1 protein-coding gene is annotated in these 550 nt (G+C 53.5%); it reads left to right on the top strand.

From position 1 onward, the window contains the following. Window positions 1-452 (top strand): outer membrane beta-barrel protein (locus FN369_RS00855; RefSeq protein WP_142524332.1); only part of this gene is annotated, 452 nt, incomplete at its 5' end. Window positions 453-550 lie beyond the last annotated feature (98 nt).

Here is a 550-nt window from a genome sequence, read left to right as displayed (position 1 = left end):
GCGGCTTTTCCAACGCCGCCGTCTTGCCTGCCGGATTACCCCAGATGGGCGCCTCTACGCTGAGCAGCTTGAGCGTTTTCCCGGTCAACGGTCTTCCTCCTGGGGGATACAACGGCTCGACGAGCTTCTTCGGCGTAGCGATTTACCAGATTTACAAGTTCAACAAGCTGTTCAGCATGGCATGGCGCGAGCAGTACGACCATACCAACTCCAATCAGATCTTCTCGAATTTTCTTTTCCCGGCGGACATTTGGGACGTGACGGTCGACTGGCGGTTCGATCTCGCAGATAACTTCATGGTTCGCATTGAGAATCGGATGGACTACGGCAAAGGATTTCTTACCTATTACAGTCCGGCCGAAGGAGCCGTCCCCACGAGCGGAAATGGAGTGGCTGCGCTCAGCAGCGGTCCCTTCTGGTTCGTAGCGCTCGACGTCGTCTATTCTTACTGATCACGAAAAGGAAAATGAGGAAAAACGCGGGAGATTTGAACGGAAGAAGCGGATAGCACGTCTAAATCAGCAGATAGCTCGAACGAATCGTTTTCCTC

The sequence above is a fragment of the Methylacidimicrobium cyclopophantes genome (assembly GCF_902143385.2).
Lineage (GTDB): Bacteria > Verrucomicrobiota > Verrucomicrobiia > Methylacidiphilales > Methylacidiphilaceae > Methylacidimicrobium > Methylacidimicrobium cyclopophantes.
The sequence above is the reverse complement of the archived record's forward strand: the minus strand, read 5'-3'. Positions and strand labels throughout refer to the sequence as shown.